The sequence below is a fragment of the Pseudodesulfovibrio cashew genome (assembly GCF_009762795.1).
Lineage (GTDB): Bacteria > Desulfobacterota > Desulfovibrionia > Desulfovibrionales > Desulfovibrionaceae > Pseudodesulfovibrio > Pseudodesulfovibrio cashew.
The window spans coordinates 3,715,800-3,741,588 of sequence record NZ_CP046400.1; the positions used below are offsets into that span (position 1 = coordinate 3,715,800).

The window sequence follows — 25,789 nt, forward strand, 5'->3', positions numbered from 1 at the left end:
GTCGTGCTTGTATTGCGCTCAAAAAATGCCCAAAAACTTCTTCCGCTTCCCGGAATCCTCCTGGCCGTCGCTCCCCTGCCGGGTGGAGTTGCCGCCAACCAGCGCCTTGCCAACGCCCTTGACCACGGAGGTTACACCGCCGAGAATGCTCCCGGCCGTGTCCAGCACGGCACCGCCCAGAACCTTGACGTATTCCGTCAGGCTGACCCAGTAACGGGGATGATCCAGGGTTCCTCCCACACGGATGGGAAACATCACGCCGTACAGATCGGCGGAGTCCTTGCCGCCCTGCCCCTCGCCCGTGGGCACGAGCTTGACCTTGACCAGATAGTCCACCTTGCGCGTGACAAGGGAAACAGCACCCTGGCCGTCAGCCCGCAAGCCCGGGGCCTTGACCTCCAAATCCCGGTTGTGCACCACGCCCGAACGGACAACCCCGGTGCCGGTGATGGAACCGAACCGGGTTGCATCCGTTCCCCTGGCTTCCACGGTCCCCTTCTTGTCCTCGTCGGCATAGGTGTCTCGGGCCATCCTGTCCAAGTCGACGCCGGGGAAAACGCCATCGGCGAGGCTGAACCCGATCTTGCCGTCCAGGGTCCGCACCATGTCGGCTCCCCGCTGCCCCGCGCAGGAAAGCGCTGCTTCGGCGTCCAGCAGCCCCTCGTACTTGTCCGCCCCGCCCCTGTCGCGGCTCAGGGCTCCTATATCCACACCCTTGGCTTTGCCAAGGATGCTGCTCCGGGGCTCGGCTCCCTGTGCGTTCAGGGTGGCGGAGCCGGTCAGGACGCCGTTGTAGAACGCCGCCGACAAGGGCTCGGCACGAATCTCGCCAGCGTCCGCCTTGATGGTTGCCGCAACCTTTTCGAACCACATCCGCTGTACCCGAAGGCGCGCGACCTTGGCTTCAAAATCCAGTTTGAGCCGCCTGAGCATCTCGGAATCCGGCAGACCGGATTCGCCGCCCTCCTCTCCCGCCGGAGCAGGCGGCAGGTATCGGTCGAGATCAAGCTCTCCTACGTCAAGATTTGCCGAGTACGACGTTTCCCCGCCATCCTTGCGGACAGCCCCGCCGCTGCCGACAATACGGCAGCCATCCAGGTCGGCCTGAAATGTCTTCACCTGCAGGTTGCCCGGAACGTAGTCCACCTCGGCCATGCCCCCGACTTTTGACAGGGCATCGGCGTCAGCGGTGGCCGGCTCGCCCCGCCCAATAGCTTCCAGGGTCTTGCGCGCATTGAATTCGTCTACGGTCACCGTGGCGGCGAGTTTGCGTACCCCGGTGGTGATGCCTTCCAGGGTGCCCTCGGCGTGGGCCGTCACGCCGTAGGCCGAGAGGGTCATGTCCGTGACCTGGGCCTTTTCCTGCTTGAAATCCAGTGCTGCGAAGCGGACCTTCATCGAAGCCTGCCCCTTGCCGCCAGGCACGTCGGTGCCCTCGGCCTTGACAGTCACGGCCATGTCCATGTGCCCGTACACGCGATTCAGCAGGTCGATGGAAGACTTGCCATCCAGGGAGACGGTCCCCTTGACGTCGGGCCGGGTGCAGCCGAAGGCCAGGCTAGCCTTGACCGGGAAAGGTGCACCCCGGTAGATGCGCCCGGTCTTCAGGCTGATGGAGTGCAGGGTGAACCGCCTGCCCGTCATGTGGTCATCCCAGTTCAGGGCACCGCCTTCCAGTGTGATGCCGTCCACATCGAGAGAAAAACCCTCTTCCGTATCACGTTCAGGGGATTCGCCGCCCTTGCCGCCCACCAGATCGTCCCAGTTGGCTACGCCATCCTTCTTCCGGCTCAGATTCAGGACCACACCCCGCAAGTCCAGCGGGCCGAAGGTGATCTTGCGCATGAGCAACGGGAGGAAACGGACCGAGACGCTTGCCGATTTGGCGGTGAGCATGGGCTCCGGGCCAAATCCTTCGGCGTTGCCCAGCCGCACTCCGCCCAACTCCACGCCCAGACCGGGGAACACGGCCAGCCGCAACTCGCCGTCAAAGGAGAGCGTGCGGCCCGTTTTTTCGCGGACAGCCTCGGTGATACGGTCCTTGTAGTCGTTGAGATCAAAGGTGGCGAGAAAAACGGCCAGGGCGATGGCACAGCCCGCCAGGATGAGAGCGGTCAGGAGCATGCTTATTTTAACTGCCTTGTTCATAGCGGCCTGCTTGCAAAGAAAGTCAGGAGAGCATGGACTTGATAACGCGAAGTTCGTTGTAGACCTCACGCAGGACGTCGGCGGCCTCACGGCTCCGAAGCTTCCGCTTGGCACCGTCGATGGTCAGCCCCTCGTCATAAAGAAGCCGCTTAATCTCACGAATGATCTCCAGGTGCTCCTCGGTATAGAGCCGCTGGCCCGAGGCAGTACGAATGGGCTCGATCTCGTCGAACTCGCCCTCCCAGAAACGGAGGACATAGGTCTTGACGCCGATCTCCTTGGCCGCCTGGCCAATCTTGTACTGCTTGAACTCCTGCAACTCGTCCATTCCCGCTCACTACCAAATCGGTGCCCCGCATTCAACACGTTTACGCAAAAGCACCGCTTCCGGGCCGGAATATCTTCACAAGCCGGGCCTAGCAGCAGGAAGTCACCTTGCGCCCGGTCAGGCGGCTGAGCCAGACGGACAGGATGTGGGAGGCGCATCCCACGCCTGGGTGCACGGACAGGGCCGACACCGGGCAATTGGTCACACAGGCCCCGCACTCCATGCAGGCGTCGAAATCGATGATCTCGGCCTTGCCCTCCCGGACACGCAAAACGCGCTGCGGACAAACCTCGGTGCAGAGCCCGCAGCCCACACAGGTATCGCGATCCAATGTCAGGGTGGAAACGCCGTCGATATAGCGAAAATCCTTCATATCCCCTCCTATCCCCAGAACGGCGCGCCAAGCCAGAGGGCCAGCGCAATCAATGCGGCGGCGGCCTGGACCGGAATGCCACGACGCATCTCCCGCTCCACGCCCGAAGGCGAGGTGTAGGGTGTCGAGCCGGTGAAGTTCATGGCCGTAAACGAGCCCACCGCCAGCGCCCAGAGAATCATGGCCGCCGCACCAAAGCCGGAAACACTTCCGGACAGGCACAGCGCGGCCAGTCCTCCGGCCGCGCCACCGACCAAGGCGCCCTTGAGCCAGAATTCGCGCCACGGCAGCCGGTTCAGCAACAACGGCACCATGAGGCAGCCAGCCAGGATGCCCAGAATCGTGATCCCAGAAGCGATCACTCCCCGCTCCCAGGCGCGGGACAGGGAAAAGAAGCCCGGACCGATCCCGGACAGGACAAAAGCGGCCAGCACGGTAAGGAGCAACGGCTTGCCGATGAGAAACAACTCCACCGGCACCAGCTCTGCCCGCTCCTTGAGGGTGAATGTCACGGAGCGCATCTCCTCATCGGCCCGCTGCCCCGCCGCCAGGTAAGCCGAGAGGTCCTCCGCGCGAACCGGGCCGTAGGCCACTTCAAACCCGCACGCCTTGCGTACGTGATGGGCAGCCACCCCCGTGGCCCCGAGCTGGGGCAGGATCAACTTTCGGTGGGAGACCACCTCGTCCAGCCGCGCCGACCGGACCGAGTACACGACCTCGTCAGTGGAAAAGAGCCCCTTGCCAGCCGCGCACCACACATTGATACCGCGCGTGTCCGCCACCAGGAGCCAGGCGTCGACGCCGTCCAACTCCCGGCGTACCGCGTCGAAGGTCAGCTTGTAGTTGGCCGTGACAAGCACGGGGGAATCGGGAGTGGGGTCACCCACGCAGTACAGGCCGGGCACGACCTTGTAATTAACGCGGCAAGCCCCCAGACGGGCGAGCGCGGTCCCGACCATATCGCGGCGGGAGAGACGGGTGCGGACTCTGGGCACGAACCCTGCGGGCGTATCCACGAACCCATCCACATAGGACTCCATGGAATATCCCGGCTTTTCGTGGACCCCTGCACGGGGGTCGGGCTTCGGGCCTCAACAGGGTGCGTCGTCCTGGGAGGGACACCCTTCCAACGGTGCAAACTCCAAGGGAGCCATGTCCAGCGGCTGCAGGTCAAGCGGCTGCATTTCCTTCTTCTGTTTCTCCATCACGACTCTCCCTCCTTGCCCGACAGGCGCAGCAGCGCTCCGATGGCCCCGCAGAGCCGTTCAAGGGCGTCACGGTCCACGCAATAACAGGTCTTGGGCCCTTCCACGGACCCGGCCACCAGCCCAGCGTCCTTGAGCACCTTCAGATGCTGGCTTACCGTGGACTGGGCCAGAGGCATGATCTCCACTATCCTGCCGCAGATGCACCGGTCCTCCTCGATAAGGTGCCGAAATATTCGGACTCTCGCCGGATGGGACAGGGCCTTGCAAGCCTCCGCCAGCCAGGCATCCTCCGCGGTGATTGATTCCTTGTTCATGGCATCTCCATATAATCGTTAATCGACGATAAGCGATAAATTCGTTAATGTAAAGCACGCTAGCCAGCCGTACGGATATCCGGACAATGCTTTACCCCGAGGTTCCGTCGGGGAATGACAAAAAAAAGACCCGCTCCTTTCGGAGGGGGCCTTTCGTGCTGAGCTTGAATAATGCGGCTAGAAACGAATCGGAAGATTCTTTTCCAGAGCTTCGAGCACCTTCTTGTGCTCCTTGTCCACCTGCTTGTCCTTGAGGGTCTTGGTGGGGTGGCGGTAGGTCAGGCGGAAGGAGAGATTCCGTTCCTTGTCCTTGTCCTCGGCCTGGCCTTCGGGCACGAACTCGGCCACCAGTTCCACGGACTCCAGAATCTGGATGCCAGCGCCCTCGATGGCCTCGCGGATGGCTCCCGCAGGCAGGGTCGCCGGGCCGATGACCGTCACGTCGCGACGGCTGGCCGGGAACACGGGCAGCGGGCTGAACGTAATCTTGTGCGCATCAGTCATGGCGCGCAGTGCGTCCAGGTCGAGGTCTGCCAGCCAGACATCTTTGCGGGCATGGTAATAGTCGGCCATGTCTCCCTTAACCTTGCCCACCATGCCGACGGCTTCGCCGCCCACGGTCACGGATACGCACGGCTCCAGGTAGGCGTGCTCGCCCACCAGGGAGAACTGCGGCTCCTCGAGCTTCAGGCGATCGGAAATCAGGTGCTCCACCAGTCCCTTGACGTCCAGGTAGTCCACGTCTCCGGCAGCCTGGGGCCACTCCTGCGCATGGCGCGGGCCGTAAAGCAGCATGCCAAGGTGCACGGCCTCGGCGGTCTCGGTCTCGGACTCGGCGTCGGCAACAAACCGCTTGGCCACTTCGAAGATGCGGACATGGTTGTTGGACTGGGCCAGGTTATGCTTCAGCGTGTTCAGCAGGCCCGGCGCCAGGTCGGTGCGCATGACGTTCTGGTCCTCGGAGAGCGGATTGGCGATGTGCACGCGACCCTCGGCGGGCAGGCCGAGGCGGTCGAGATCGTCGTCACCCACAAAGGAGTAATTGATGGCCTCTTTAAGGCCGACGCCTGCGCCCCAGGTCTTGATATTCTTGATGAAACCATACACGGACTGGCCGAGGTCGGCGATATCCATGGACTTGGACACTTTGGGCAGCACCGCCGGGATGCGGTCCAGGCCGTAGACGCGGCCTACTTCTTCGTACAGGTCCACTTCCCGCTCCAGATCCAGGCGGTGGGACGGGCTGGACACGGTCCAGTTGGCCGGGTCGGAATCGTCCACGTGGCACCCTTCCAGGGTGAAGACCTTCTTGGCAAATTCGGGTTCCAGATTCAGACCGAGCAACGACATGCAGCGGTCGTGGCGGTAGCCGTGCTTGCGGTCCTTCCACGGAACGGGCTCGTTGGAGGCCACGCCGGAAACCACGGTGCCGCCGGAGGTCTCGGACATGAGCTGCGCGGCGCGATCCATGGCGAACCGGTTCATGACCTGATCCACGCCCCGCTCGAAGCGGTAGGAAGCGTCGGACGGCAGCGCCAGGCGGCGGGCGGTCTTGCGGATGGTGCCAGGACGGAACACGGCGGCCTCGAGCAGCACGTTGGTGGACCCCGAGTTCATCTCGGAGTTGGCGCCGCCCATGACACCGGCCAGGCCCACGGGCTTCTTGCCGTCCCAGATGAGCAGGTCGTTGGCAGTGAGGGTGCGCTCGACGTTGTCCAGCGTGGTGAACTTCATACCGTCCGTGGCCGGGGCCACGCGGATGGTGGCGTCCTCCACCAGGTCGAAATCAAAGGAGTGCAGCGGCTGCCCCAACTCGAACATGATGTAGTTGGTGCAGTCGACGATGTTGGAAATGGGGCGCTGTCCCAAGGCCAGAAGCTTGAAGCGCATCCAGTCCGGAGCCTTGCGGGTCTCCACGCCGTGCAGCAGACGGGCGTTGTATAGCGGGCAAAGCTCGGGATCGTCGATGATGATCTTGACCTCGTCGGCCGCGTTGCCTCCGGACTCCACCAAGTTGAGCTTAGGCAGGGTCAGGGGCAGCTCGAAGGCCAAGGCTGTCTCGCGGGCGAACCCGAGGATGGAGAGGCAGTCGGCCCGGTTGGGCGTGATGTCGAAATCGAAGACAACCCGCTCCAGATTGAGTGCGTCCACCAGCTTGTCGCCGACAGTCAGGGAATCGTCCAGAACCCAAATGCCCTCGTGGTCCTCGGAGAAGCCGAGTTCACGTTCAGAGCAGATCATGCCCATGGACTTGACGCCGCGCAGCTTGGCCTTCTTGATCTTCATGCCGTCGGGCATGATCGTGCCCACAGTGGCCACCGGGACCTTCTGGCCCTTGGCCACGTTGGGCGCGCCGCAGACGATGGTCAGGGTTTCGGGGCCGCCCACGTCCACGGTGCAGACCGACAGGTGGTCCGACTCGGGGTGGGTTTCGCACGCCGCGACGAACCCGATCACGATATCCTTGACGGCCTCGAAGGGATCGACGATTCCCTCCAGCTCAAGGCCGAGCATGGTGAGTTTGTCGCCCAACGCCTGGACTTCCCCCTCGTAGGGGACGAATTCACGCAACCAATTCAAGCTGACTAACATGGAAATGCCTCCGGCGGCTGGGGGGAAGGGAAGAGGGACACCCTTTGCAAAGGGTTCTCCCTCTTCCCTTCCCCCCAGACCCCCCATCTCATCTCCCTACTCCCAAACTCTTTGGCGGCGCAATGCGCGCGGGTCGAAGGGGATGAAAAAGTTATCTTCGCGGATAAGGAACCCTCTCGGGTTCAGTATGTCAAAAGAAGGGCGGCAAAGGGCACGCGCCTTTTGCCACCCTATCTCACTAATCTATGCAAACTGTTCCAGGAAACGGACGTCGTTCTCGAAGAACATGCGCAGGTCGCCGATGCCGTACTTGAGCATGGCGATACGCTCGATGCCCATGCCGAAAGCAAAACCGGTGACCTCTTCCGGGTCGTAACCCACGGACTTGAAGACATTGGGATCGACCATGCCGCATCCCAGAATCTCAACCCAGCCGGTGCCCTTGCAGACGCGACAGGTCTTGCCGCCGGTCTCCCCCTTGCCACCGCACATGACGCAGGAGATATCGACCTCGGCGCTGGGTTCGGTGAACGGGAAGAAGCTCGGGCGGAAGCGGACCTCGGTCTTGGGACCGAAGACCTGGCGCACGAACACGGTCAGAGTGCCGCGCAGGTCGCCCATGGAGACTTTTTTGTCGACCAGCAGCCCCTCGATCTGGTGGAACATGGGGGTGTGGGTCAGGTCGGAGTCGCGGCGGTAGACCTTGCCCGGAGCGATGACGGCCACGGGCGGCTTCCGCTTGAGCATGGACCGGATCTGCATGCCCGAAGTGTGGGTGCGCAGGACGATGTTGTCCGAGACGTACAGGGTGTCCTGCATGTCGCGGGCCGGGTGCTCGGGCGGGATATTCAGGGCCTCGAAATTGTGCCAGTCGTTCTCCACCTCGGGACCGGCGGCATGCTCAAAACCGAGTCCGGTGAGCACTCCGCAGACCTCGTCCATGACGAGGGTGACCGGATGCAGGGACCCGGCTGCGGGCTTTCGGCCAGGCATGGTGGGATCGAACAGGGACATGGCCTGGGACGTCTCCGTCGCGGTCAGATCGGCCTGCCACGAGTCGATGAGCGCAGTGATGCGCTGCTTGACCTCGTTGGCCTTCTTGCCACCTGCGGGCTTGTCGGCGTTGTCCAGCTTTCCGAGCCTGCCCATGAGCTGGGCCAGTTTGCCCTTGCGGCCCAGGAATTCAATGCGCAGTTCGTCCAGTTCCTTCAACGAACAGGCCTGGCCCTTGCGAGATTCGCAATCCTGGGCCAGGCCATCTAGTCCTTCCAGGAAGGACTTGAGTTCACTACTCACGATTTAGCTCACCTTGGCTTTGGCGGCCTCGGCGACTTTGGCGAACACTTCGGGGTTGCGCACTGCCATGTCGGCGAGGACCTTGCGGTTCAGCTCGATACCGGCCAGCTTAAGACCGTTCATGAGGCGGCTGTAGGAAAGGCCGTTGATACGGGCGGCGGCGTTGATGCGCATGATCCACAGCTTCCTGAACTCGCGTTTTTTGCGCTTGCGGTCCTTGTAGGCGTGACACAACGCCTTTTCCACGCGCTCGCGAGCGGTACGGTACAGACGGCTACCGGCTCCGCGGTAACCCTTGGCCATTTTCAAATACTTTTTGTGACGACGCTTTGCAGCGAGTCCGCGTTTAACTCTCATGGTTAAACCTCCATCTTTGATCAACCTCCCGGGCCGGACGGATTCCCCCAGCGAGGCAAGATTCTATAGGTTGAGTGACGATACGGTCCAGTTCGCTTCCGATGCCTAGGCCGACTCGACGCGGGAACTCACGTTCCTCTTTGGTGCGCGGCCGGCTGGCGTGTATCGAATGCTACTAGCCGTTGGGCAGCTGACGACGAACGGCCTTCATGTTGGCGCCATCCACGGTGGTGGACTGGCCCAGGCGACGTTTGCGCTTGGCGTTCTTCTTGGTCAGGATGTGACGCAAGTTCTTCCTGCGGCGCTTGAACTTGCCGGTAGCGGTCTTGGAGAACCGCTTGGCAGCAGCGCGACGGGTTTTGATCTTGGGCATATGAGCCTCCTTCATTCGGGGATCTTGTCCCCGGTGAGTATCGACTATTTTTTCACGGGAGCAAGCATCATTGTCATCGTCCGTCCCTCAGACAACGGCCTGCTCTCAACTTTGGCTAAATCCTGCGTATCCTCCACAACCCGCTCGAGCACCATCAGCCCGCGGTCCTTGTGGACGATTTCGCGTCCCCGGAAGAAGACGGTGACCTTGCAGCGGTCGCCTCCATCCAGAAAGTTAATTATCTTCTTGAGCTTGGTCTGGTAATCGTGCTCATCGGTTTTCGGCCGGAACTTGACTTCCTTGATCTTGATGACGGTCTGTTTCTTCTTGGCTTCCTGCAGCTTTTTCTTCTGCTGGAATTTGAACTTTCCGTAGTCCATGATCTTACAGACCGGCGGATCGGCGTTGGGCGCAACCTCAACGAGATCGAGGCCCTTTTCGCGAGCGCGATCCAATGCATCACGAGTGTCCATGACACCCAACTGCTCACCGTCCTCGTCAACCACCCGCACCTTGGGAATGCGGATTCTTTCGTTGCGGCGGACCTGATCCTGACGTCGTTGACCTCGACGGTCGTTACCCCGAAAAGCTATAGCACATACCTCCTGCTTCGAAAGGCGCCTTGGCAGCTTCCAAAACAAGCTGCGCGGCTTCTTCCAATGTCACCAGGCCGGGGTCTTCTCCGTCACGGGAGCGGATGTTGACACACCCGGCTTCAACTTCTTTATCGCCGATTACCAGCATATACGGGATCTTCTCAACCTGAGCTTCCCGTATCTTGTAGCCGAGCTTTTCGTTCCGGACGTCCGCTTCAACGCGGATCCCCTTGCCCTTGAAGAACGCCTCGGCTTTCTTAACAAAATCAAATTGCGCATCGGTCACGTTCATCAGGCGGACCTGGACCGGCGCAAGCCAAACAGGATACGCACCAGCACAGTGTTCCGTCAACATCCCGATGAAACGTTCGATGGAACCGAGCATGGCGCGATGGATCATAACGGGGCGGTGGCGCTCACCGTCCTCGCCGACATATACTATGTCAAACCGCTCTGGCAAGGTGAAATCCACCTGAATTGTCCCGCACTGCCAGGACCTTCCGATGGAATCGAGCAGATGGAAGTCGATCTTGGGCCCGTAGAACGCGCCGTCGCCTTCGTTGATGGCATACTTCATGCCGTATTTTTCCAAGGCCTGACGAAGGGCCTCGGTGGCGACTTCCCAGTCCTCGTCCGAACCGATGGACTTCTCCGGCCGGGTGGAGAGCTCCACCTGGAAATCGTAGTCGAACAGGGAATAGATGTCGCTGTAGAACTTGATCAGGTTGAGGATTTCCTCCTCGATCTGGTCCGGACGGCAGATGAGATGGGCGTCGTCCTGGGTGAAGGTGCGCACGCGCATCAAACCGTGGAGCACGCCGGATTTCTCGTGGCGGTGGACCACGCCCAGTTCGAAGTAGCGCTGGGGCAGATCGCGGTAGCTCATGATCTTTCTTTTATAGATGATCATGTGCGCCAGGCAGTTCATGGGCTTGATGCCGTATGCCTGCTCGTCGATCTCCGTGAAGTACATGTTCTCACGGTAGTTCTCGTAGTGACCGGACTTCTCCCACAGCTCGCGCTTGAGGATGAGCGGCCCCTGGACCAGGTCGTAGCCCCGCTTGAGGTGCTCCTTGCGCTCGAAGTCCTCCAGGATGGCACGAATAAGCATCCCCTTGGGATGCCACAGGGCCATGCCCGGTCCGACTTCCTCGTTGAAGGAGAAGAGGTCGAGCTGGTTGCCCAGCTTGCGGTGATCGCGCTTCTTGGCCTCTTCCAGCTGGAACAGATACTTCTTCAGCGCCTTGGGGTCCTGCCAGGCAGTGCCGTAGATGCGCTGGAGCTGCTTGTTCTTCTCGTCACCGCGCCAGTAGGCGCCAGCAACGGAAAGCAGCTTGAAGGCCTTGAGCATGCCGGTGCGGGCCACGTGGGGGCCTCGGCACAGGTCGGCGAACTCGCCATGGGTATAAATGGAATATTCGTCCGAGCCCAGGTCGTCAATGAGCTCACCCTTATAGTCCTCGCCCAGGTCGGCGAAGTACTCGCGGGCCTCGTCGGCGGACACGGTGCGGCAGGAGAACTCCTTGTTCGCGCCGACCGAGGAGAGCATCTCCTTTTCGATGGCCTCCAGGTCTTCGGGCGTGAACGGACGCTCAAAGTCGAAATCGTAGTAGAAGCCGTCCTTGATGGCCGGGCCGATGGTCACCTTGGCGGTGGGGTACAGCTTCTTGACCGCCTCGGCCATGAGGTGGGCGGTGGAGTGGCGAATAACGTTAAGCCCCTCTTCGCTGTCCGCGAAGACGGGCTCGAGAGTGGTGCAGGTAGTGGGAACGACGGTGGTCAGGTCCAAGAGGGTCTCGCCGCACTTGGCCACGACAACGTTCTTGAACTGTTTCTTGGACAGCCCTTCCTTGAGGGCGTCGGCGCATGAAGCGCCGTCAGCCAGGTCAACCTGTTTGCCGGAGACGTCGATCTGCACTTCCTATGGCTCCTTGTCCCGCGTCCGGGACCGTAAAAAAATGAAAGGGAGGCACTAGGCCTCCCTTCCGGGGATTTCTGGTAGGCGCGGAGGGATTTGAACCCACGACCCTTTGCACGTCAAGCAAATGCTCTCCCCCTGAGCTACGCGCCTTCTCGTCGAAGCGGAGTGAATAACTATATGTGAGCCGCTCAGTTGTCAAGCAGCTTCTTCAAAAAAATTCAACTTTTCGCACCCCCTTGCCGGACAGCCCTGTGCAAGCGTCCCGCACCACCCGATTCAATCGAGGGCCCGCAAGGCCTCGGAGGCAATTTCCCCCACCGTGACGTCCATCAATTCATTATCCGCGAAGGTACGGATTGCCGTGGCGTCGGCATCGAGTTGCGTCAACTTCTCCCGCGCGGACGCGGCCTTGATGCCGCCCAGAGCCCAGGCGGCGTAAGCCCGGTTGTACGAGTCCTCCTCGTCCAGGGCCGTTATCAGGAAGCGTTCGGCCCCGACCACGTATTCGGGACGCTCCCCGGCCAGACGGGCCAGCCCCCAGAACACGTCCCGTCGCAACTCCGGATGATCCAGGAAGTTGCCGTCGCACTCCTCGTCGCAGAAGATGTAGGAGGCGAGGATCTTGTGAAACTCGACAGCAATCCGTTCGTGCCGGACCATGGCCTCGGCCATGAAGTGCGGGATACCCCACCCCAGGTTGCCGGATTCCTCGTTCATATACCACATGCAGGTACGCATGAGCGTCCGCGCCTTTTCCATGGACGCGTCCGCCAGTCGGGCGGCAGTGATCCCGAAAGCCGTGACCGAGCGCCAGCGGACCAACTCTTCCTTGTCCAGACGCAGGTTCAGCAGCGGAGGCACCAGGATATTGGGAGGATAGTCATCCAGCTCGGACAGGCGGTCCTGCCATGCCGGGTCGGCTAGTATCTCGCGAAGCGTCTTCTTTACGCGGCGGAATCGGGACATGTTCGCTCCTGGGATCGGGTTTCGTTGACCGTACCAACAAAAAAGGGAACCGCCAATGCGGTTCCCTTGAAAATAATCACCTTTTTCCCGAAAGCAATGGGAACAATTCCTAATTCGCCTCGATTTCCTTCTTGAAATCGGGCTCGACCGGGAAGCCGAACTCTTCGGCCTTGGCGATGCACTTCTTGGCATCGTCCCAGCGCTCGAAACGGGCGTCGATGATGGCCTTGTTGTTCCATGCCGGGCCGAACTCGGGATGTTTGTCCAAAATGGTCTTGAGCAGCTTGTCCGCCTCCTCGTAGTCACCGATGGTGATGAACAGGGAGGACATGGTGGCCTGGGCCTGAACAAACTCAGGGTCGAGCTTGAGCGCCTTTTTCAGGGCCTTGTGCGCCTCGTCGGTCTTGCCCTGCTGAAGCAGGACGAAGCCGATGTTGCCCCACGGAACAGCAAAGAAGGGACGCTCCTGGGTGGCCCGGACGTTATAGTTGAGACACCCTTCCAGGTCGTTGCGCTGCATGGCAATACCGCCCAACTGAACGTAGGCCTCGGCCATCTTCGGGGAATTGGAGACCGCCTCGAGAAACTCCCGCTCGGCTTCCATGAAGTCGCGGCGGGACAGATAGGCCACGCCCAGGTTGTAGTGGGTGTTGCCGCAGGTGGCGTTGTTTTTGAGTTTGCCCTTGAGGTCGGCGATGTAATCGTCGAGATTGTCGAAGTGTTCCATGGTTTCCAATCCTTATCTTATGGCTTTACGCCGTGTTTCTTCAGATGCTCCGCGTACCAGAGGCAGTACTCGAAGACCGGGCGGACCTTTTCGAAGTTCATGACCAGCATAACGTTGAACTCGTTGACCGCGTCGATGTACTCCTGGTTCTTGTTCTGGCCGGAGGCACGAACAAACATGTGGGAGAGCTGGTCCGAGGTGAAGCCGGTCCGGTCCTGCCGGATGTCGATGGGATCGAACGGCGCGGCGAAGGGGTCCCAGTTCTCGTAGCCCATGCGGTCCACGAACTTGCGACGCCGCTTGGACATCTTCCCGTACATATACTGCTTGCGCTCCTCGATCTCCTCTGCGGAAAGCTCCTCGTAATTGATGGTGTCTGTCATGGCCTACTCGCCGCCGCCCAGAACCACGGTCTTGGTCTTGCAGGTTTCACAGGCGGATTTGGACTCCGTACAGGAGGAGCAGGCGTCGTCGGCAGCCTTGGGCGCTGCATCCGGGGCCTTGATCTCCGCGGGCTTGGCCGGTTCGGCCTTGGCGGCGGTGTCGGCCTTGGCCTCCCGCACGCCCAGGTACGCCTCGTCGTACTCGGTGACCAGGGCCATGGACAGGGGCAGGAGCATGTCACCCAGCTCTTTATATCGGCTGCCGATGCCCTTTTGCATGTCCTTGCCGATGGTGATCAGTCTGTCGATGATGATATCCATGTTCACGGTGGGGTATTTTTCCCCGCCCTTGAACCCGGTCAGATTGCAGGTGTGCGCCTCGCCCGCGATGGACGTGGGCACGCCGTAGAGACGGCAGGTGATGGGGCGATGCTCGTACATGGAGCAGAGGTCGTTATCGTCCAGCATCGGACAGCGGACGCGCGCCCTTGCCACTTCCATGAGAATCTCCGTGGCGGGGCGCCCTTCCTGGGACGCCTTGTAGACCTTGCGCTTGAGCTTGTGGATCTGGCGGTCGGCCTTGTCGGCGCGCTCCAGTATCGTCGAACGTTCGATGCCCGAGAAACGCTCGTTGAACTTGTGATTGATGTAGAGGGCCTCGGCCAGGGTGATGTCGAACAGGGCGTGGCAGCAGTCGCTGCACCCCTTGCCGCACCTGACCAGGTCCGGCATGTCGGTCTCGAACTTCTTGAAGACCGCGTCAACCTCGGCAACAATTGCCTCATATCGTTTGAAATACTCAGTAAAATCAAGCGCCATTATCTATACTCCTCGTCAGGCCCTCACGCGGGCCGCGGCGGTGTTGTGCTTGCTAACATAAGTCGCGGATCGGGGCCGTCAACAGTGGGCGTCGGAGAAAAAAGGGGATCGCGGCCGGTGGAACGAACGGTTCGCCGAATACGGCTCTGGCTGTTCCGGGTGCCGTCCGCCTGGTCATGCCCGAGCCGGACCGGTGCGTACTTTACAATACGTAAGGGTCTGGCCCCGGCGGAGCAACCATGCGATCGAGCCCTCGGGACAGCCAGAAAAAAATGGAACGGGAGCGATAGAATTCTATCGCTCCCGATACCATATCTTGAGTCGGAACTAGTTCTCTTCGATGGTGATAGCGTCGGCTTCGCAAACCTCGACGCAGGACTCACAACCGAGACACTCGTCTTCGTTCACGGCAACGGCTTTGCCGTCCTGCAGCTCGTAAACTTCCACGGGACAAACGTCCACGCATTCGCCGTCGCCAGTGCACTTGTCGGTGTCGATAGTAATAGTGTAGCCCATTTTTTCCCTCCAGAAAATGATTTGGGACGCCTGCGGAGCGCAGGCAGATTTTGATTCACGATTCCGGCCATAGGACCGGGCACGAATTTGCTGATATAATCAAGCCAGCCCTGTGTCAAGCCGATAAATGCATTAAACGGGCTACTGGCAAAAACGTATGCGGGCACAAGTGGGTTGTGGTCGGGCCGTGACTTGTTTATCCTGCGGGGTCTGTATCCAAAAACACCAAGACCGCGAGGACAAAAATGTTTACCCGTGAAGAACTCGATAAATACGCCCGGACGCTCTGGTGGGGGCTTTCCACTGCCCGCACCAACCCCTATCAGCCCGGCGACTTCATCCTGCTGCGCTTCGATCCCGACGCCCTGCCCCTGGCCGAGGCCATGTTCGACCTGCTCATGGATAAAGGCATGAACCCGATCCCCAGGCAGAACATGACCTCCAACATGGAGGTCTCCTTCTATGGCAAGGGCGGCGAAGACCAGCTGACCGCCATCCCCGCCGGCGACAAGGAGTTCGTGGGCGGCCTGAACGGCCTGATTTCGCTCATCGCACCCTCCTCCCTGACCCATCTCCAGAACATCGACCCCAAGAACATCGGCAAGGCCGCCGTGGCCCGCAAGTTCATGCGCGACATCATGGAGAAGCGCGAGCAGACAGGCGACTTCGGCTGGACCCTCTGCGTCTGCCCGACCAAGGCCATGGCAGAGGCGGCAGGCCTGACCATGGAGGAGTTCAAGGACCAGGTGGTCAAGGCGTGCTTCCTGGACGAGGCCGATCCCGCCACCAAGTGGGACGAAATTTTCGACGAGGCCGAAAAGGTCAAGGCATGGCTCAACGGGCTGGACATCGAGCACCTGCACATCAAGTCCGAGTCCACCGACCTCATTGTGGACCCGGGCAAGGACCGCCGCTGGCTCGGGGTCTCCGGCCACAACATCCCGTCCTTCGAGATATTCCTCTCCCCGGACTGGCGAGGCACCGAAGGCGTCTACTACGCGGACCAGCCCTCCTTCCGCTCGGGCAACTACGTGGAAGGCGTCAAGCTGACCTTCAAGGGCGGCGAGGCCGTGGAGACGGACGCCAAGGAAGGGGCCGAGTTCGTGGCCAAACAGCTCACCCTGGACGAAGGCGCCAACCGACTGGGCGAGTTTTCGCTCACGGACCGGCGCTTCTCCAAGATCAGCGCCTTCATGGCCAACACCCTCTTCGACGAAAACTTCGGCGGCGCACAGGGCAACTGCCACGTGGCCGTGGGCGCATCCTACTCCGACACCTACGCCGGAGACCAGTCCACCCTGGACGCGGCCAAGAAGCAGGTCCTCGGCTTCAACGACTCGGCCCTGCACTGGGACCTGGTCAACACCGAACAGAAGACCGTCACCGCCACCCTCAAGGGCGGCGAGGAACTCGTCATCTACAAGGACGGCGAATTCCAGTATGAATAGCTGACGAACGATAAATCGGAAGAAGGGAGCGGGACGGCTCCCTTCTTCCGATCGCTCTCGTCACCGCCCGCTCCGGACGGGAATGCGACATATGGGGAAGACAGGAAACCAAGGTTGGAAGACGACGGGGACCGGTCGTGAGGCCGGACAAAGGAACAGAGAATGCCCAAGACGAAACGGAATATATATCTGATGACCATCCCGCCCGAAGAGGCGGTGGAACAGGCCAAGTCCAATCTGGACCGGAAAACGCTACTCGGCAACGAGACCATCCCCACCCACGAGGCGGCGGGACGGGTCACGGCCGGGCCGATCTTCGCCAAGTACTCCTCGCCCACCTTCCACGCCGCAGCCATGGACGGCATCGCCGTCAGGGCCGAATCCACTTTCATGGCCCGCGAGGACGAGCCCACCGCCCTGTCCCAGGGTGAGGACTTCCTGTTCGTGAATACGGGCAACCCCCTACCCGAGGGCATGAACGCGGTGATCATGATCGAGAATGTGGTCCAGAAGGACGAGGTCACCGTACTCATCGACGCCCCTGCCTTTCCCTGGCAACACGTCCGCCGCATCGGCGAGGACATCGTGGCCACCGAACTGCTCATCCCCCAGAACCGCGAGCTGACCCCGGCGGACATCGGCGCCCTGCTTTCGGCGGGCATCTACGAAATCGAGGTCAGGGAAAAACTCCGGGCCGTATTCCTGCCCACAGGCGACGAAGTGCTCAATTTCCTAGACAAGCCCGCACCGACCGCCGGACAGGTCATCGAATCCAATTCCCAGGTTTTCAAGGCATACGCCGACTCCTGGGGCATCGAGGCCTCCTGGACCTCGCCGGTGCCCGACGACGAAGAGACCCTGCGCGAGGCCGTCCTCAAGGGACTCCGGCGGGGCAACCACCTGGTGGTGGTCGGCGCAGGCTCCAGCGCAGGCAGCAAGGACTACTCCAAGCGAGTCTTCCAATCCATCGGCACGGTCCTGGTCCACGGCATCGCCATCATGCCCGGCAAACCCACCCTGGTGGCGGTCACCGATGAACGGAGCGGATACCCGGGAAGGATGCTCGTGGGCGCCCCCGGCTACCCGGTCTCCGCCGTCGTCTGCCATGAAAAGATCCTCTCGCCGCTGATATCCTGGCTCCAGGCCACGGCCCAGCCCGAGCGGAACACCGCCGAGGTGGTCCTGGCCCGCAAGACGCCGTCCAAGCCCGGCATGCGCGAAGCGTTGCGCCTGGCCTGCGGACGGATCGGCGACAACATCGTGGGCGCTCCCCTGGCGCGCGGCGCGGGTATGATCACGACCATGACCAAGGCACAGGCCGTGGCCTACATCCCCGAGGAATCCGAGGGCGTGGAAGCCGGCGAGAGCCTGACCGCCGAACTGCTGGTGCCCAAATCCGAGCTGGACCGCGTGCTCGTGCACGTCGGCAGCCACGACAACACCATCGACCTCATGGCCAACGAGCTCATGGGCCTCTCGTCGCCCATGCGACTGGTCTCCAGCCATGCGGGGTCCATGGGCGGCCTGACCGCGCTCAAGGCGGGCTCGGCCCTGTTTGCGGGCGCGCACCTGTTCGACCCGGCGACCGGCGACTTCAACTTTCCCTTTATCGAACGCTACCTCTCCGGGCTCCCGGTCACGGTGATCAACCTGGCCATCCGCCATCAGGGGCTCATCGTGCCCAAGGGCAACCCGCTGGGCATCCAGGGCGTGAATGACCTCGCACGCGAGGACGTTGTCTTCATCAACCGCCAGCGCGGAGCGGGAACCCGCATCCTTCTGGACCATCACCTGAAGACAGCGGGTATCGAACCGCGTGACGTCCGTGGATATGATAACGAGGAGTTCACGCATATGGCAGTGGCCGTAAACGTGCTCACCGGCGCGGCCTCGTGCGGCCTGGGCATCTATGCCGCGGCAAAGGCCCTGGATCTCGATTTCGTGCCCCTGGCCCATGAACGCTACGACCTGATCATTCCCTCGGAACACATGGAGGACATACGGGTGCAGACCCTCATGCGCCTCATCTCCACCGAGAATGTCAAAAAGAAGATCAAGGCGCAGGGCGGATACGAAATCGACCTGACCGGCCAGATCATGAAGCCCGGCATGGGGCTGGGATAGCCACCGACAGAGAGAGGGAAAAGACATGGCGGACAAAACAGCGCTTGTCGTCGTCGACGTCCAGAACATCATGTTCGAGACGCCCGACGAGGTCCTGTTTGACGGAGAACGGGTCCTGGAGACCATCGGGGAGCTGATCGCCGCAGCCAGGCAGATGAAAGTGCCCGTGGTATATATCCAGCACACCACCGAGGGCATCGGCAGCCCGTTCGAAAAAGACTCCCACAATTGGCAGGTCCACCCCGCAATCGCGCCCGAACCGGGAGATGTCACGTCCCTCAAATACTCCTACGACGCATTCTTCAAAACCGGGCTGGACACCAGACTCAAGGGGCTCGGTGCGGAGAGGCTCGTCTTCTGCGGACTGCAAACCGAGGTCTGCGTGGACACCACGGTCAGAAGCGCACTGGCCCACGGCTACAAGAGCGTTCTGATCGGCGACGCGCACAGCTCCTACGACAATGGCGTGATCAAGGCCAAGGATATCGTGGCCCACCACAACACGGTGCTCGATAAACGATTTTGCCAGGTAATGCCTTCGAAAGACTTCCTATTCTAAATACAGAAAGCAAAAAGACCGCCTTCCCGGCGGTCTTTTTTTCGCCCCGCCTGAAGATTCTAATACCTCATTTCAGAAAAATGGGTATGGTACTGCTACTGTCCGAAATCCCACCCATGAAGCATACATGAACAAGGAGTTGGACCCATGCAGGAGATTACCCTGGACGACGAGTTGAAATTAGGCATCGCCTTCATCGACAACCACCACCAGAAGCTGGTGAACATCGCCAATGCCTTTATCCGGGCGGCGAGCAGAGGAAGCGGCGTAGTCCCGCTCTCCCGCCTCCTGGTCACCCTGCGCGAACACGCCGTTTCCCATTTCCACACGGAGGAACGGATGATGACCGCAGTGCGCTATGCCCGACGCTCCGTGCACGCCCTGGAAAACGAACGGTTCAAGAAGACCATGAAGCGGTTGCAGCATCATCTCGAAACCACGGGCGGGGCCACGGTCAAGGATTTGACCCTGCTCAAGAAGGTTCTGCTGGCGCACATCCGGGGCTCGAACAAGGGAATTTCAAACAGCATGCTGGCAACCGCCGCGCCTTCGGGGTGGCACGGCGTTTCCCGGCAACAAGGGGTCGCCCTGTAGCGGCCGCGGCAACGTGACGGTGCGGCGGACGGGGGAGACCCCGTCCGCCGCCCGGAATGCGTCCCTCATGCCGCCTTCGCGGCAAAATATCGAATCAGGAAACGGCTCGCGCCAAGATGTGTCCGGAGTCGTCCATCTGTAATTCCACGGTCATGGCCCCGGCCTCCACGGCGGTGCCGCCCACCTGGATGAGGACGGGCGCGCCGTCCTTCCTCTGGACCGTGACCTCTATGACGCCTTCCTTGCCCATGGCCACGCCCTGCCTGCCGAGATAGGCATGAAGCGGAACGTCCGGCAGCACGCCGTGCGAGGACAGGTACGCACCGCAAGGCCCGTTGCCGTTTCCGGTGACCGGGTCCTCGTCCACGCCAATGGCCGGGGCGAACATGCGCCCGCTGGTTAGACAAGGGTCCCCCTCACCGTTGAAGGCGAAAACGAAAAAGCCGTTGCAGCCTATCCTTTTGCTGACGCCGGCCAGGACATCCATGTTCGGTTCCAGAGCGTCGAGGGTCTCAACGGAGCGGATGGGCACCATGACCTTGGAATGCCCGGTGGAGGCCTCCGTCACGGGCAGCCCTTCCGCCAGATCACGCTCCGAAAGCCCCAGCGCGGACAGGATCAGCTCCCTGTCCTCTTCCCCGTAGGGTGGCGACAGAGAAACCCGTCCCTGTGTCATGATGATCTTGCGGTTCTTCCCTTCCGTAACGATATCCACGGGCAATACGCCCGCTCCGGTCTTGACCGTGACGGTCCCGTTGTCGAGACCGATCCTGCGGCTCCTGACAAAATGGGAGGCAATGGTGGCGTGGCCGCAGATGGGCACTTCGGCGGCCGGGGTGAAATAGCGTACTTCCAGTTCATACCCGGCCCCGTCCGGCGCAGGAATCATGAACGCAGTCTCCGAGACGCCGACCAGGGCGGCCACGGCCTGCATCTCCGGCTCGGTCAGGCCGGACGCGTCGAGCACCACCCCGGCGCGGTTGCCCTTGCCTGGCGTGGTGGTGAACGCGTCCACCAAGAGAACGGGAACCTGTTTCATGTCATGTCCTCCGATCAGCCTACCCGGTTTCCGGAAGCCTCGATGGCGGCCTCCACGGCCCGCGCAATGTCCTCGGCGGGATCGGCCACGCCTTCTTCGATCATGCCGGTCTGAAGGTTGAGCTCACGTTGCACCTCCACGGCCAGGGGGTTGAAATACTGTTTCCAGAGAGCCAAGGCCTTTTCCGGCTTTTCCAGCCGGACCATGGTCAGCCCGAGATAGAGGAGCGAGTCCTTATACTCGCGATCGATACGCAGGGCGCGCTCGAGCTCGAGCTTGGCCTGACGGTACTTGCCTTCCTTGTACAAACACACGCCGCAGCGGTAACGCACGTCCGCGTCGTTCTTGTCGCAGACGATGCACTCCTTGTATTTGAGCCGCGCGGCCTCCCACTCTCCTGCCACGTACAGGGCGTTGGCCTCCCTCGTGACGTCGATGGCTTCAGCCGTGGACGCTTCCGGTCCGTCGGACTTTTCGTTCTTGATCCGGCGCACCGCACCGAACAGAAAACTGCGCCGGGATTTGTCGATCTTATCTGCCATGAAACTCCTCCGGTGGGTCAGAATACGCATTTCGCCACCGGGGTCAACTTGTTGCCTTTTCACGGTGTTCGTGGGATTCTTTCACCCATGAGCGCCCCCCTGTACGGTTGGACCGGCAAGGTCCTGCACATCGACCTGACCACGCGTGAAGCGGTAGCCCAGTACCCTCCCCGCGCCCTGTATGAGACATGGCTCGGCGGCCGTGGCCTGGCCGGATATTTCCTTCGCCCCCACTGCACGCTGGAAGCCACGGACCCGGACCTGCCCATAGCCATTTTCGCCGGACCATTGGGCGGCACGGACGCCCCCACTTCCTGCCGGGCTTTCATGGTCTCCCGCTCTCCGCTCACCGGCGGCGTGCTCGACTGCGCTGTGGGCGGCAATCTCGCCGACCACCTCAAACGCGCGGGCTGGGACGGGCTGGTGATCACCGGCAGAAGCACCGCGCCCTGCGCCATCCTTATAGAGAATGAGGACGTCTCCATCGAGGACACCGACCTGTGGGGCGAAACCTGCGCCACGGTCTTCGACAGGATGGACGATGACCGGTCAACAGCGGCCATCGGTCCGGCGGCGGAGAACGGCGCGCCTATAGCCTCGGTGGTCGTAGACCGCCACCACGCCGCGTCACGGGGCGGAATGGGCTTGAACTGGGCCGCCAAAAATCTCAAATATCTCTCAGTCCGGGGCACGGGCGCGGTCCCCGTCCACGACGAACAGGCCCTGGCTGAAGCGCGGGAGGCCATCCTGCGCCTCACGGCGGCCTCCCCGGCCCTCCTGGGCCAGCACGGCTTCTCCAACCACGGCACGGCGGCCCTCTACGATCTGATCGACTCGCGCCGGATGATGCCTACGGACAACTTCCGCAAGACCCGGTTCGATGGAGCGGCAAGGCTCAACGCCGTCGCCTTCGAGCGAACCTTTGCCCCGCACGCCCATGGCTGCGCAGGATGCCACATCCGCTGCAAGCGGGTTGCGGCTGACGGGCGAACCATGCCGGAATATGAGGCCACGGCCCACTTCACGGCGCTCATCGGCAACTCCGACCCCGAGCTGGTCATGCAGGCCAACGACATCTGCGGTCGGTTCGGCCTGGACCCGGTATCCGCCGGGGCCACCCTGGCCTGCCGCCGGGAGATCACCGGGGAGGACTTCTCCCCTGCCTCCCTGCTCAAGGAGCTCTACGAAATGACCGAAGGAGGTTTCCTCGGCAACGGCTCCCTGGACTTCGCTGAGTCGTGCGAACAGGCCGAGCTCTCCATGTCGGTCAAGGGCCTGGAACTGCCCGCCTACGATCCGCGCGGGGCCTATGGCCTGGCCCTGGCCTACGCCGTGAACACGCGCGGCGGTTGCCACGGCCACGCCTATCCCCTGAGCCACGAAATTTTCCGTAAGCCTGTGGCCACCGACCGTTTCTCCTTCAGCGGCAAGGCCAGAATCATCAAGCTGGCCGAAGACCAGATCGCGGCGGCCGACTCCCTGGGCGTCTGCCGGTTTACCCTGCTGGGGGCCGGACTGGAGGAATACGCCAAGGCCTTCGCCGCCGTCACCGGCACACCGCTTTCGGCCCAGGCCATGCTCGATACCGGCGAACGCATCAATTACCGCGACCGGATCATGAACGCAGCAAACGGCTTCGACGCCTGCGACGACGACCTGCCCCCGCGCTTCTTTAACGAGGAAGGCTCCTCCGGCGGCGGGGTGGCTATCCGCCCGCTGGACCGACAACAATTTCTGGAAGCCCGCGCCAACTACTACCGGGTGCGCGGCCTGGACGAAGAAGGCAGACCCACCGCCAAGACCACCCGACGGCTCGCCCTGGAGATGGAACCGTGAAAACGCTCTGCGAAAAATACGCCCGCAAACTGACGGCCCAGGGACTCTGCGCCGAAGGCGAACCGCTGGTGGGAGGACTGGACGCGGACCTGGTCTGGAACCGCGAAGACCCGCGTGCCGAAGGACTGGCCAAGGTGTTCGACGGTCTCTCCATCAACTCGCTGGTCTGCGCCCGCCCGGCAGAGCCCTACGCGACCCTCATCGATTACCTGGCAAAGACGCACCCCGGCGGCATCCGCCCCGAGGACACCGAGACGCGCACCTTCCTGCACGACATCCCGGTGGCTAGCGAACTGACAGCCGAGACGGTCGTGGCCGGGCTGAAGAAGCGAAAGGCCGTAATCATCCCGGGGCAGGGCATAGTCTCCTCGGGCACGGTCAGCCCGGAGCAGGGCTTTGTCTTCTACTCGTCCACAGTCTTCGCCTGCTTCGTGCTCTTCTTTTCCGAATACCTGGCAGCGGCCCGGCGCGGAGATATCCCTCCAGCCTTGCAGGCGGCCTTTGAACGCGTGGCCGACAATCTGCCTACGCCGCGCACCGATTTGCCCAATCTGGCCGAAGGCCCCCTGCCCGTCGAGGACGAGGTGCTCGCGGCCATGGCCGAGGCAGGCCGCGCCGTGGTCGATTACGGCCTGGTGGATTCCTTTTTCGGCAACATCTCCTACAGGTTGGGGGATACCATCCACGTCAGCCAGACCGGCAGCTCCCTGGACGAACTGGAGGGGTGCATCGACCCGTGCCCCCTGGACGGCTCGGCCACCAACGGCATGACCGCCTCGTCCGAGCTCTCGGCCCACGAGGACGTCTACAGCCGCTCCGACGCCCGCTGCATCCTGCACGGACACCCCAAATTCGCGGTTATCCTGTCCATGGACTGCGACAAGGCGGACTGCGCCAACCGGGGGCGATGCCACGTTGCCTGCACCGAGTGCCGCACTGTAGAGGGCGTCCCCATCGTGCCCGGCGAGGTGGGCACCGGCCCAACCGGGCTGTGCAACACCCTGCCCCCGGCCCTGGCCGCATCCGGCGCGGCCATCGTTCACGGGCACGGCGTGTTCACCCTGGGCGACACGGACTTCAATCAGGCCTTCCGCCGCCTGCTCGAAACCGAGACTCTCTGCAGGGAAGCCTACTTCCGCAAGCTCGCTCAGCTGGACGCCCGATCCAGGTGACGATTGTGCGTCAAACGGCATAATTCCATTGACATATCCGCCAAGGCGGATATGTTCAACACATGGAAACACTTGCCACCGCACTCAAGGGACTGACCGAGCCCATCCGGCTGCGCATTCTCAACCTGCTCCGAAACAGGGAGCTCTGCGTCTGCGATCTGATGGAAGTGCTGGAAATCCCGCAATCGACTATTTCCCGCCATCTGTCCTACCTCAGGAAGGCCGGATGGATCGAATCCCGCAAGGGAGGAAAGTGGACCTATCACCGGCGCTCGGAAAAGCCCACGCCGCTGCTCGTCTCCGTCTTTGCCGCCCTGGACACCGCCTTTGCCCAGAAGCCCATCGCCCAGGAGGACAACGAGCGCCTCGCCCGATGGCTGGAGACAAAGGACGAACACCACTGCAACGATACGCAGGAATAAGGACACCGCCATGCCCGCCGCGCCCAAACGCCTCTCGTTCCTCGACCGTTTTCTGACTCTCTGGATTTTCCTGGCCATGTTCATCGGCGTCATGGCCGGTTACCTCTACCCGGGCGTCAAGGACGTCATCAACTCGTTCCAGGTGGGGACCACCAACATCCCCATCGCCGTGGGGCTGATCCTGATGATGTATCCGCCCCTGGCCAAGGTCCGCTACGAGGAGCTGCACCGAGTCTTTCGTGACGTCCGCGTCCTGACTCTCTCCCTGGTCCAGAACTGGATCATCGGCCCGGTGCTCATGTTCGGCCTGGCCGTGACCCTGCTCTCCGGGCAGCATGAGTACATGGTCGGCCTGATCCTCATCGGCCTGGCCCGGTGCATCGCCATGGTCATCGTCTGGAACGACCTGGCCGACGGCGACACCGAGTACTGCGCAGGCCTGGTGGCCTTCAACTCCCTCTTCCAGGTGCTCTTCTTCTCGGTCTATGCCTACATCTTCATAACGGTCCTGCCCGGCGTGTTCGGGCTCACCGGCGTGGAGGTGGACGTGTCCATGGGGCAGATCGCCGAGTCAGTCTTCATTTATCTGGGAATCCCGTTCCTGGCGGGCATGTTCTCCCGCTTCCTGGGCCTCAAGCTCAAGGGCCGGGAGTGGTACGAGGAGAAGTTCATCCCGGCCATCAGCCCGCTGACCCTGGTCTTCCTGCTCTTCACCATCCTGGTCATGTTCTCCCTCAAGGGCGAATACATCGTGGAGCTGCCCCTGGACGTGCTGCGCATCGCCGTCCCGCTCTGCATCTACTTCCTGGTCATGTTCCTGGTCTCGTTCTATCTCTCGGCCAAGGTCGGGGCCACCTACGAGCAGGCGACGACTCTCTCGTTCACGGCGGCCTCCAACAACTTCGAGCTTGCCATCGCCGTGGCCATCGCGGTCTTCGGCATCGACTCGGGTGTGGCCTTCGCCGCGGTCATCGGCCCCCTGGTGGAAGTCCCGGTGCTTATCGCCCTTGTCAACGTGGCGCTCCGCTTCCGCCAGCGCTACTTCCCCTACGTGCTCAACACGCCCACCGGCGTCTGCCACGTTACCTGCAAGCCGGAGTAGACGCCGGAGTGGACGAAGCAAGGGGGGTCGGGTA

26 protein-coding genes and 1 tRNA gene are annotated in these 25,789 nt (G+C 61.8%); 8 read left to right on the forward strand and 19 right to left on the reverse strand.

From position 1 onward, the window contains the following. Positions 1-18 precede the first annotated feature (18 nt). From GM415_RS17045 to GM415_RS17125, 17 genes are all read right to left on the reverse strand, one after another. A complete protein-coding gene (locus GM415_RS17045) occupies positions 19-2,148 on the reverse strand; it encodes an AsmA family protein (RefSeq protein ID WP_158950317.1) in 2,130 nt (709 codons plus the stop codon). 22 nt (positions 2,149-2,170) lie between these two features. Then, the gene (locus GM415_RS17050; protein ID WP_158950319.1) at positions 2,171-2,476 is read right to left on the reverse strand and encodes a MerR family transcriptional regulator; all 306 of its coding nucleotides are present in this window, start codon (positions 2,474-2,476) and stop codon (positions 2,171-2,173) included. An 88-nt stretch (positions 2,477-2,564) separates the two neighbouring features. After that, positions 2,565-2,849 (reverse strand): mercury methylation ferredoxin HgcB, encoded by a 285-nt coding sequence (hgcB, locus tag GM415_RS17055; protein WP_158950321.1) that lies wholly within the window; start codon positions 2,847-2,849, stop codon positions 2,565-2,567. Positions 2,850-2,857: 8 nt separating this feature from the next. Further along, a complete protein-coding gene (gene hgcA / locus GM415_RS17060; RefSeq protein WP_250697410.1) occupies positions 2,858-4,054 on the reverse strand; it encodes a mercury methylation corrinoid protein HgcA in 1,197 nt (398 codons plus the stop codon). Next, the gene (locus tag GM415_RS17065) at positions 4,054-4,371 is read right to left on the reverse strand and encodes an ArsR/SmtB family transcription factor (RefSeq protein ID WP_158950323.1); all 318 of its coding nucleotides are present in this window, start codon (positions 4,369-4,371) and stop codon (positions 4,054-4,056) included. Before GM415_RS17065 ends, hgcA begins: the two co-directional genes overlap by 1 nt. A 177-nt stretch (positions 4,372-4,548) precedes the next feature. Next, on the reverse strand, positions 4,549-6,963 hold the full coding sequence (pheT, locus tag GM415_RS17070) for a phenylalanine--tRNA ligase subunit beta (protein ID WP_158950325.1): 2,415 nt from the start codon (positions 6,961-6,963) through the stop codon (positions 4,549-4,551). 243 nt (positions 6,964-7,206) lie between these two features. Further along, on the reverse strand, positions 7,207-8,259 hold the full coding sequence (gene pheS, locus GM415_RS17075) for a phenylalanine--tRNA ligase subunit alpha (protein WP_277872926.1): 1,053 nt from the start codon (positions 8,257-8,259) through the stop codon (positions 7,207-7,209). Between the two features lie 3 nt (positions 8,260-8,262). Next, complete coding sequence (gene rplT / locus GM415_RS17080; protein WP_158950327.1) at positions 8,263-8,616, reverse strand: 50S ribosomal protein L20; 354 nt, start codon at positions 8,614-8,616, stop codon at positions 8,263-8,265. A gap of 175 nt (positions 8,617-8,791) precedes the next feature. Beyond that, entirely contained in the window at positions 8,792-8,989 is a 198-nt protein-coding gene (gene rpmI / locus GM415_RS17085; protein WP_158950329.1) for a 50S ribosomal protein L35, read from the reverse strand. A gap of 44 nt (positions 8,990-9,033) precedes the next feature. Continuing rightward, positions 9,034-9,582, reverse strand: coding sequence for a translation initiation factor IF-3 (gene infC, locus GM415_RS17090; protein WP_158950999.1), 549 nt, complete (start codon positions 9,580-9,582; stop codon positions 9,034-9,036). Next, positions 9,566-11,503 (reverse strand): threonine--tRNA ligase, encoded by a 1,938-nt coding sequence (thrS, locus tag GM415_RS17095; RefSeq protein ID WP_158950331.1) that lies wholly within the window; start codon positions 11,501-11,503, stop codon positions 9,566-9,568. Before thrS ends, infC begins: the two co-directional genes overlap by 17 nt. A gap of 78 nt (positions 11,504-11,581) precedes the next feature. Beyond that, a tRNA-Val gene (locus GM415_RS17100) sits at positions 11,582-11,656 on the reverse strand. A 126-nt stretch (positions 11,657-11,782) separates the two neighbouring features. Continuing rightward, positions 11,783-12,472: a DVU0298 family protein gene (locus GM415_RS17105; RefSeq protein ID WP_158950333.1), complete on the reverse strand. Its 690-nt coding sequence runs from the start codon at positions 12,470-12,472 to the stop codon at positions 11,783-11,785. Between the two features lie 109 nt (positions 12,473-12,581). Further along, entirely contained in the window at positions 12,582-13,199 is a 618-nt protein-coding gene (locus GM415_RS17110; protein WP_158950335.1) for a tetratricopeptide repeat protein, read from the reverse strand. Positions 13,200-13,216: 17 nt separating this feature from the next. Further along, positions 13,217-13,582, reverse strand: coding sequence for a hypothetical protein (locus GM415_RS17115; protein ID WP_158950337.1), 366 nt, complete (start codon positions 13,580-13,582; stop codon positions 13,217-13,219). 3 nt (positions 13,583-13,585) lie between these two features. Further along, entirely contained in the window at positions 13,586-14,401 is an 816-nt protein-coding gene (locus GM415_RS17120) for a YkgJ family cysteine cluster protein (protein ID WP_158950339.1), read from the reverse strand. A gap of 327 nt (positions 14,402-14,728) precedes the next feature. Further along, the gene (locus GM415_RS17125) at positions 14,729-14,917 is read right to left on the reverse strand and encodes a ferredoxin (RefSeq protein ID WP_158950341.1); all 189 of its coding nucleotides are present in this window, start codon (positions 14,915-14,917) and stop codon (positions 14,729-14,731) included. A gap of 245 nt (positions 14,918-15,162) precedes the next feature. Between GM415_RS17125 and GM415_RS17130 the strand changes: the two genes are divergently transcribed. The 4 genes from GM415_RS17130 to GM415_RS17145 all read left to right on the forward strand — a co-directional run bounded on the left by GM415_RS17130 (position 15,163) and on the right by GM415_RS17145 (position 19,642). Further along, entirely contained in the window at positions 15,163-16,365 is a 1,203-nt protein-coding gene (locus GM415_RS17130; protein ID WP_158950343.1) for an aminopeptidase, read from the forward strand. 162 nt (positions 16,366-16,527) lie between these two features. Beyond that, positions 16,528-18,489 carry a molybdopterin biosynthesis protein gene (locus GM415_RS17135; RefSeq protein WP_158950345.1) on the forward strand — a complete coding sequence of 654 codons (1,962 nt, stop codon included), beginning with the start codon at positions 16,528-16,530 and terminating at the stop codon, positions 18,487-18,489. 25 nt (positions 18,490-18,514) lie between these two features. Beyond that, complete coding sequence (locus GM415_RS17140) at positions 18,515-19,048, forward strand: cysteine hydrolase family protein (protein ID WP_158950347.1); 534 nt, start codon at positions 18,515-18,517, stop codon at positions 19,046-19,048. A 147-nt stretch (positions 19,049-19,195) separates the two neighbouring features. After that, on the forward strand, positions 19,196-19,642 hold the full coding sequence (locus GM415_RS17145) for a bacteriohemerythrin (protein ID WP_158950349.1): 447 nt from the start codon (positions 19,196-19,198) through the stop codon (positions 19,640-19,642). Between the two features lie 94 nt (positions 19,643-19,736). Here GM415_RS17145 and GM415_RS17150 read toward each other — a convergent pair whose 3' ends face one another. Together GM415_RS17150 and GM415_RS17155 are read right to left on the reverse strand one after the other, a co-directional pair. Continuing rightward, positions 19,737-20,681, reverse strand: a complete 945-nt coding sequence (locus GM415_RS17150) for a PhzF family isomerase (RefSeq protein WP_158950351.1) — start codon at positions 20,679-20,681, stop codon at positions 19,737-19,739. A gap of 14 nt (positions 20,682-20,695) precedes the next feature. Next, entirely contained in the window at positions 20,696-21,223 is a 528-nt protein-coding gene (locus tag GM415_RS17155) for a hypothetical protein (protein ID WP_158950353.1), read from the reverse strand. An 87-nt stretch (positions 21,224-21,310) separates the two neighbouring features. Here GM415_RS17155 and GM415_RS17160 point away from each other — a divergent pair, with 87 nt between their 5' ends. The 4 genes from GM415_RS17160 to arsB all read left to right on the forward strand — a co-directional run bounded on the left by GM415_RS17160 (position 21,311) and on the right by arsB (position 25,755). Then, positions 21,311-23,059 (forward strand): aldehyde ferredoxin oxidoreductase family protein, encoded by a 1,749-nt coding sequence (locus GM415_RS17160; protein WP_158950355.1) that lies wholly within the window; start codon positions 21,311-21,313, stop codon positions 23,057-23,059. Next, positions 23,056-24,231 carry a class II aldolase/adducin family protein gene (locus tag GM415_RS17165; RefSeq protein ID WP_158950357.1) on the forward strand — a complete coding sequence of 392 codons (1,176 nt, stop codon included), beginning with the start codon at positions 23,056-23,058 and terminating at the stop codon, positions 24,229-24,231. The genes GM415_RS17160 and GM415_RS17165 overlap by 4 nt, the downstream gene beginning before the upstream one ends. 62 nt (positions 24,232-24,293) lie before the next feature. Beyond that, complete coding sequence (locus GM415_RS17170) at positions 24,294-24,653, forward strand: ArsR/SmtB family transcription factor (RefSeq protein WP_158950359.1); 360 nt, start codon at positions 24,294-24,296, stop codon at positions 24,651-24,653. Positions 24,654-24,663: 10 nt separating this feature from the next. After that, the gene (arsB, locus tag GM415_RS17175; RefSeq protein ID WP_158950361.1) at positions 24,664-25,755 is read left to right on the forward strand and encodes an ACR3 family arsenite efflux transporter; all 1,092 of its coding nucleotides are present in this window, start codon (positions 24,664-24,666) and stop codon (positions 25,753-25,755) included. The last annotated feature ends 34 nt before the right edge of the window (positions 25,756-25,789 follow it).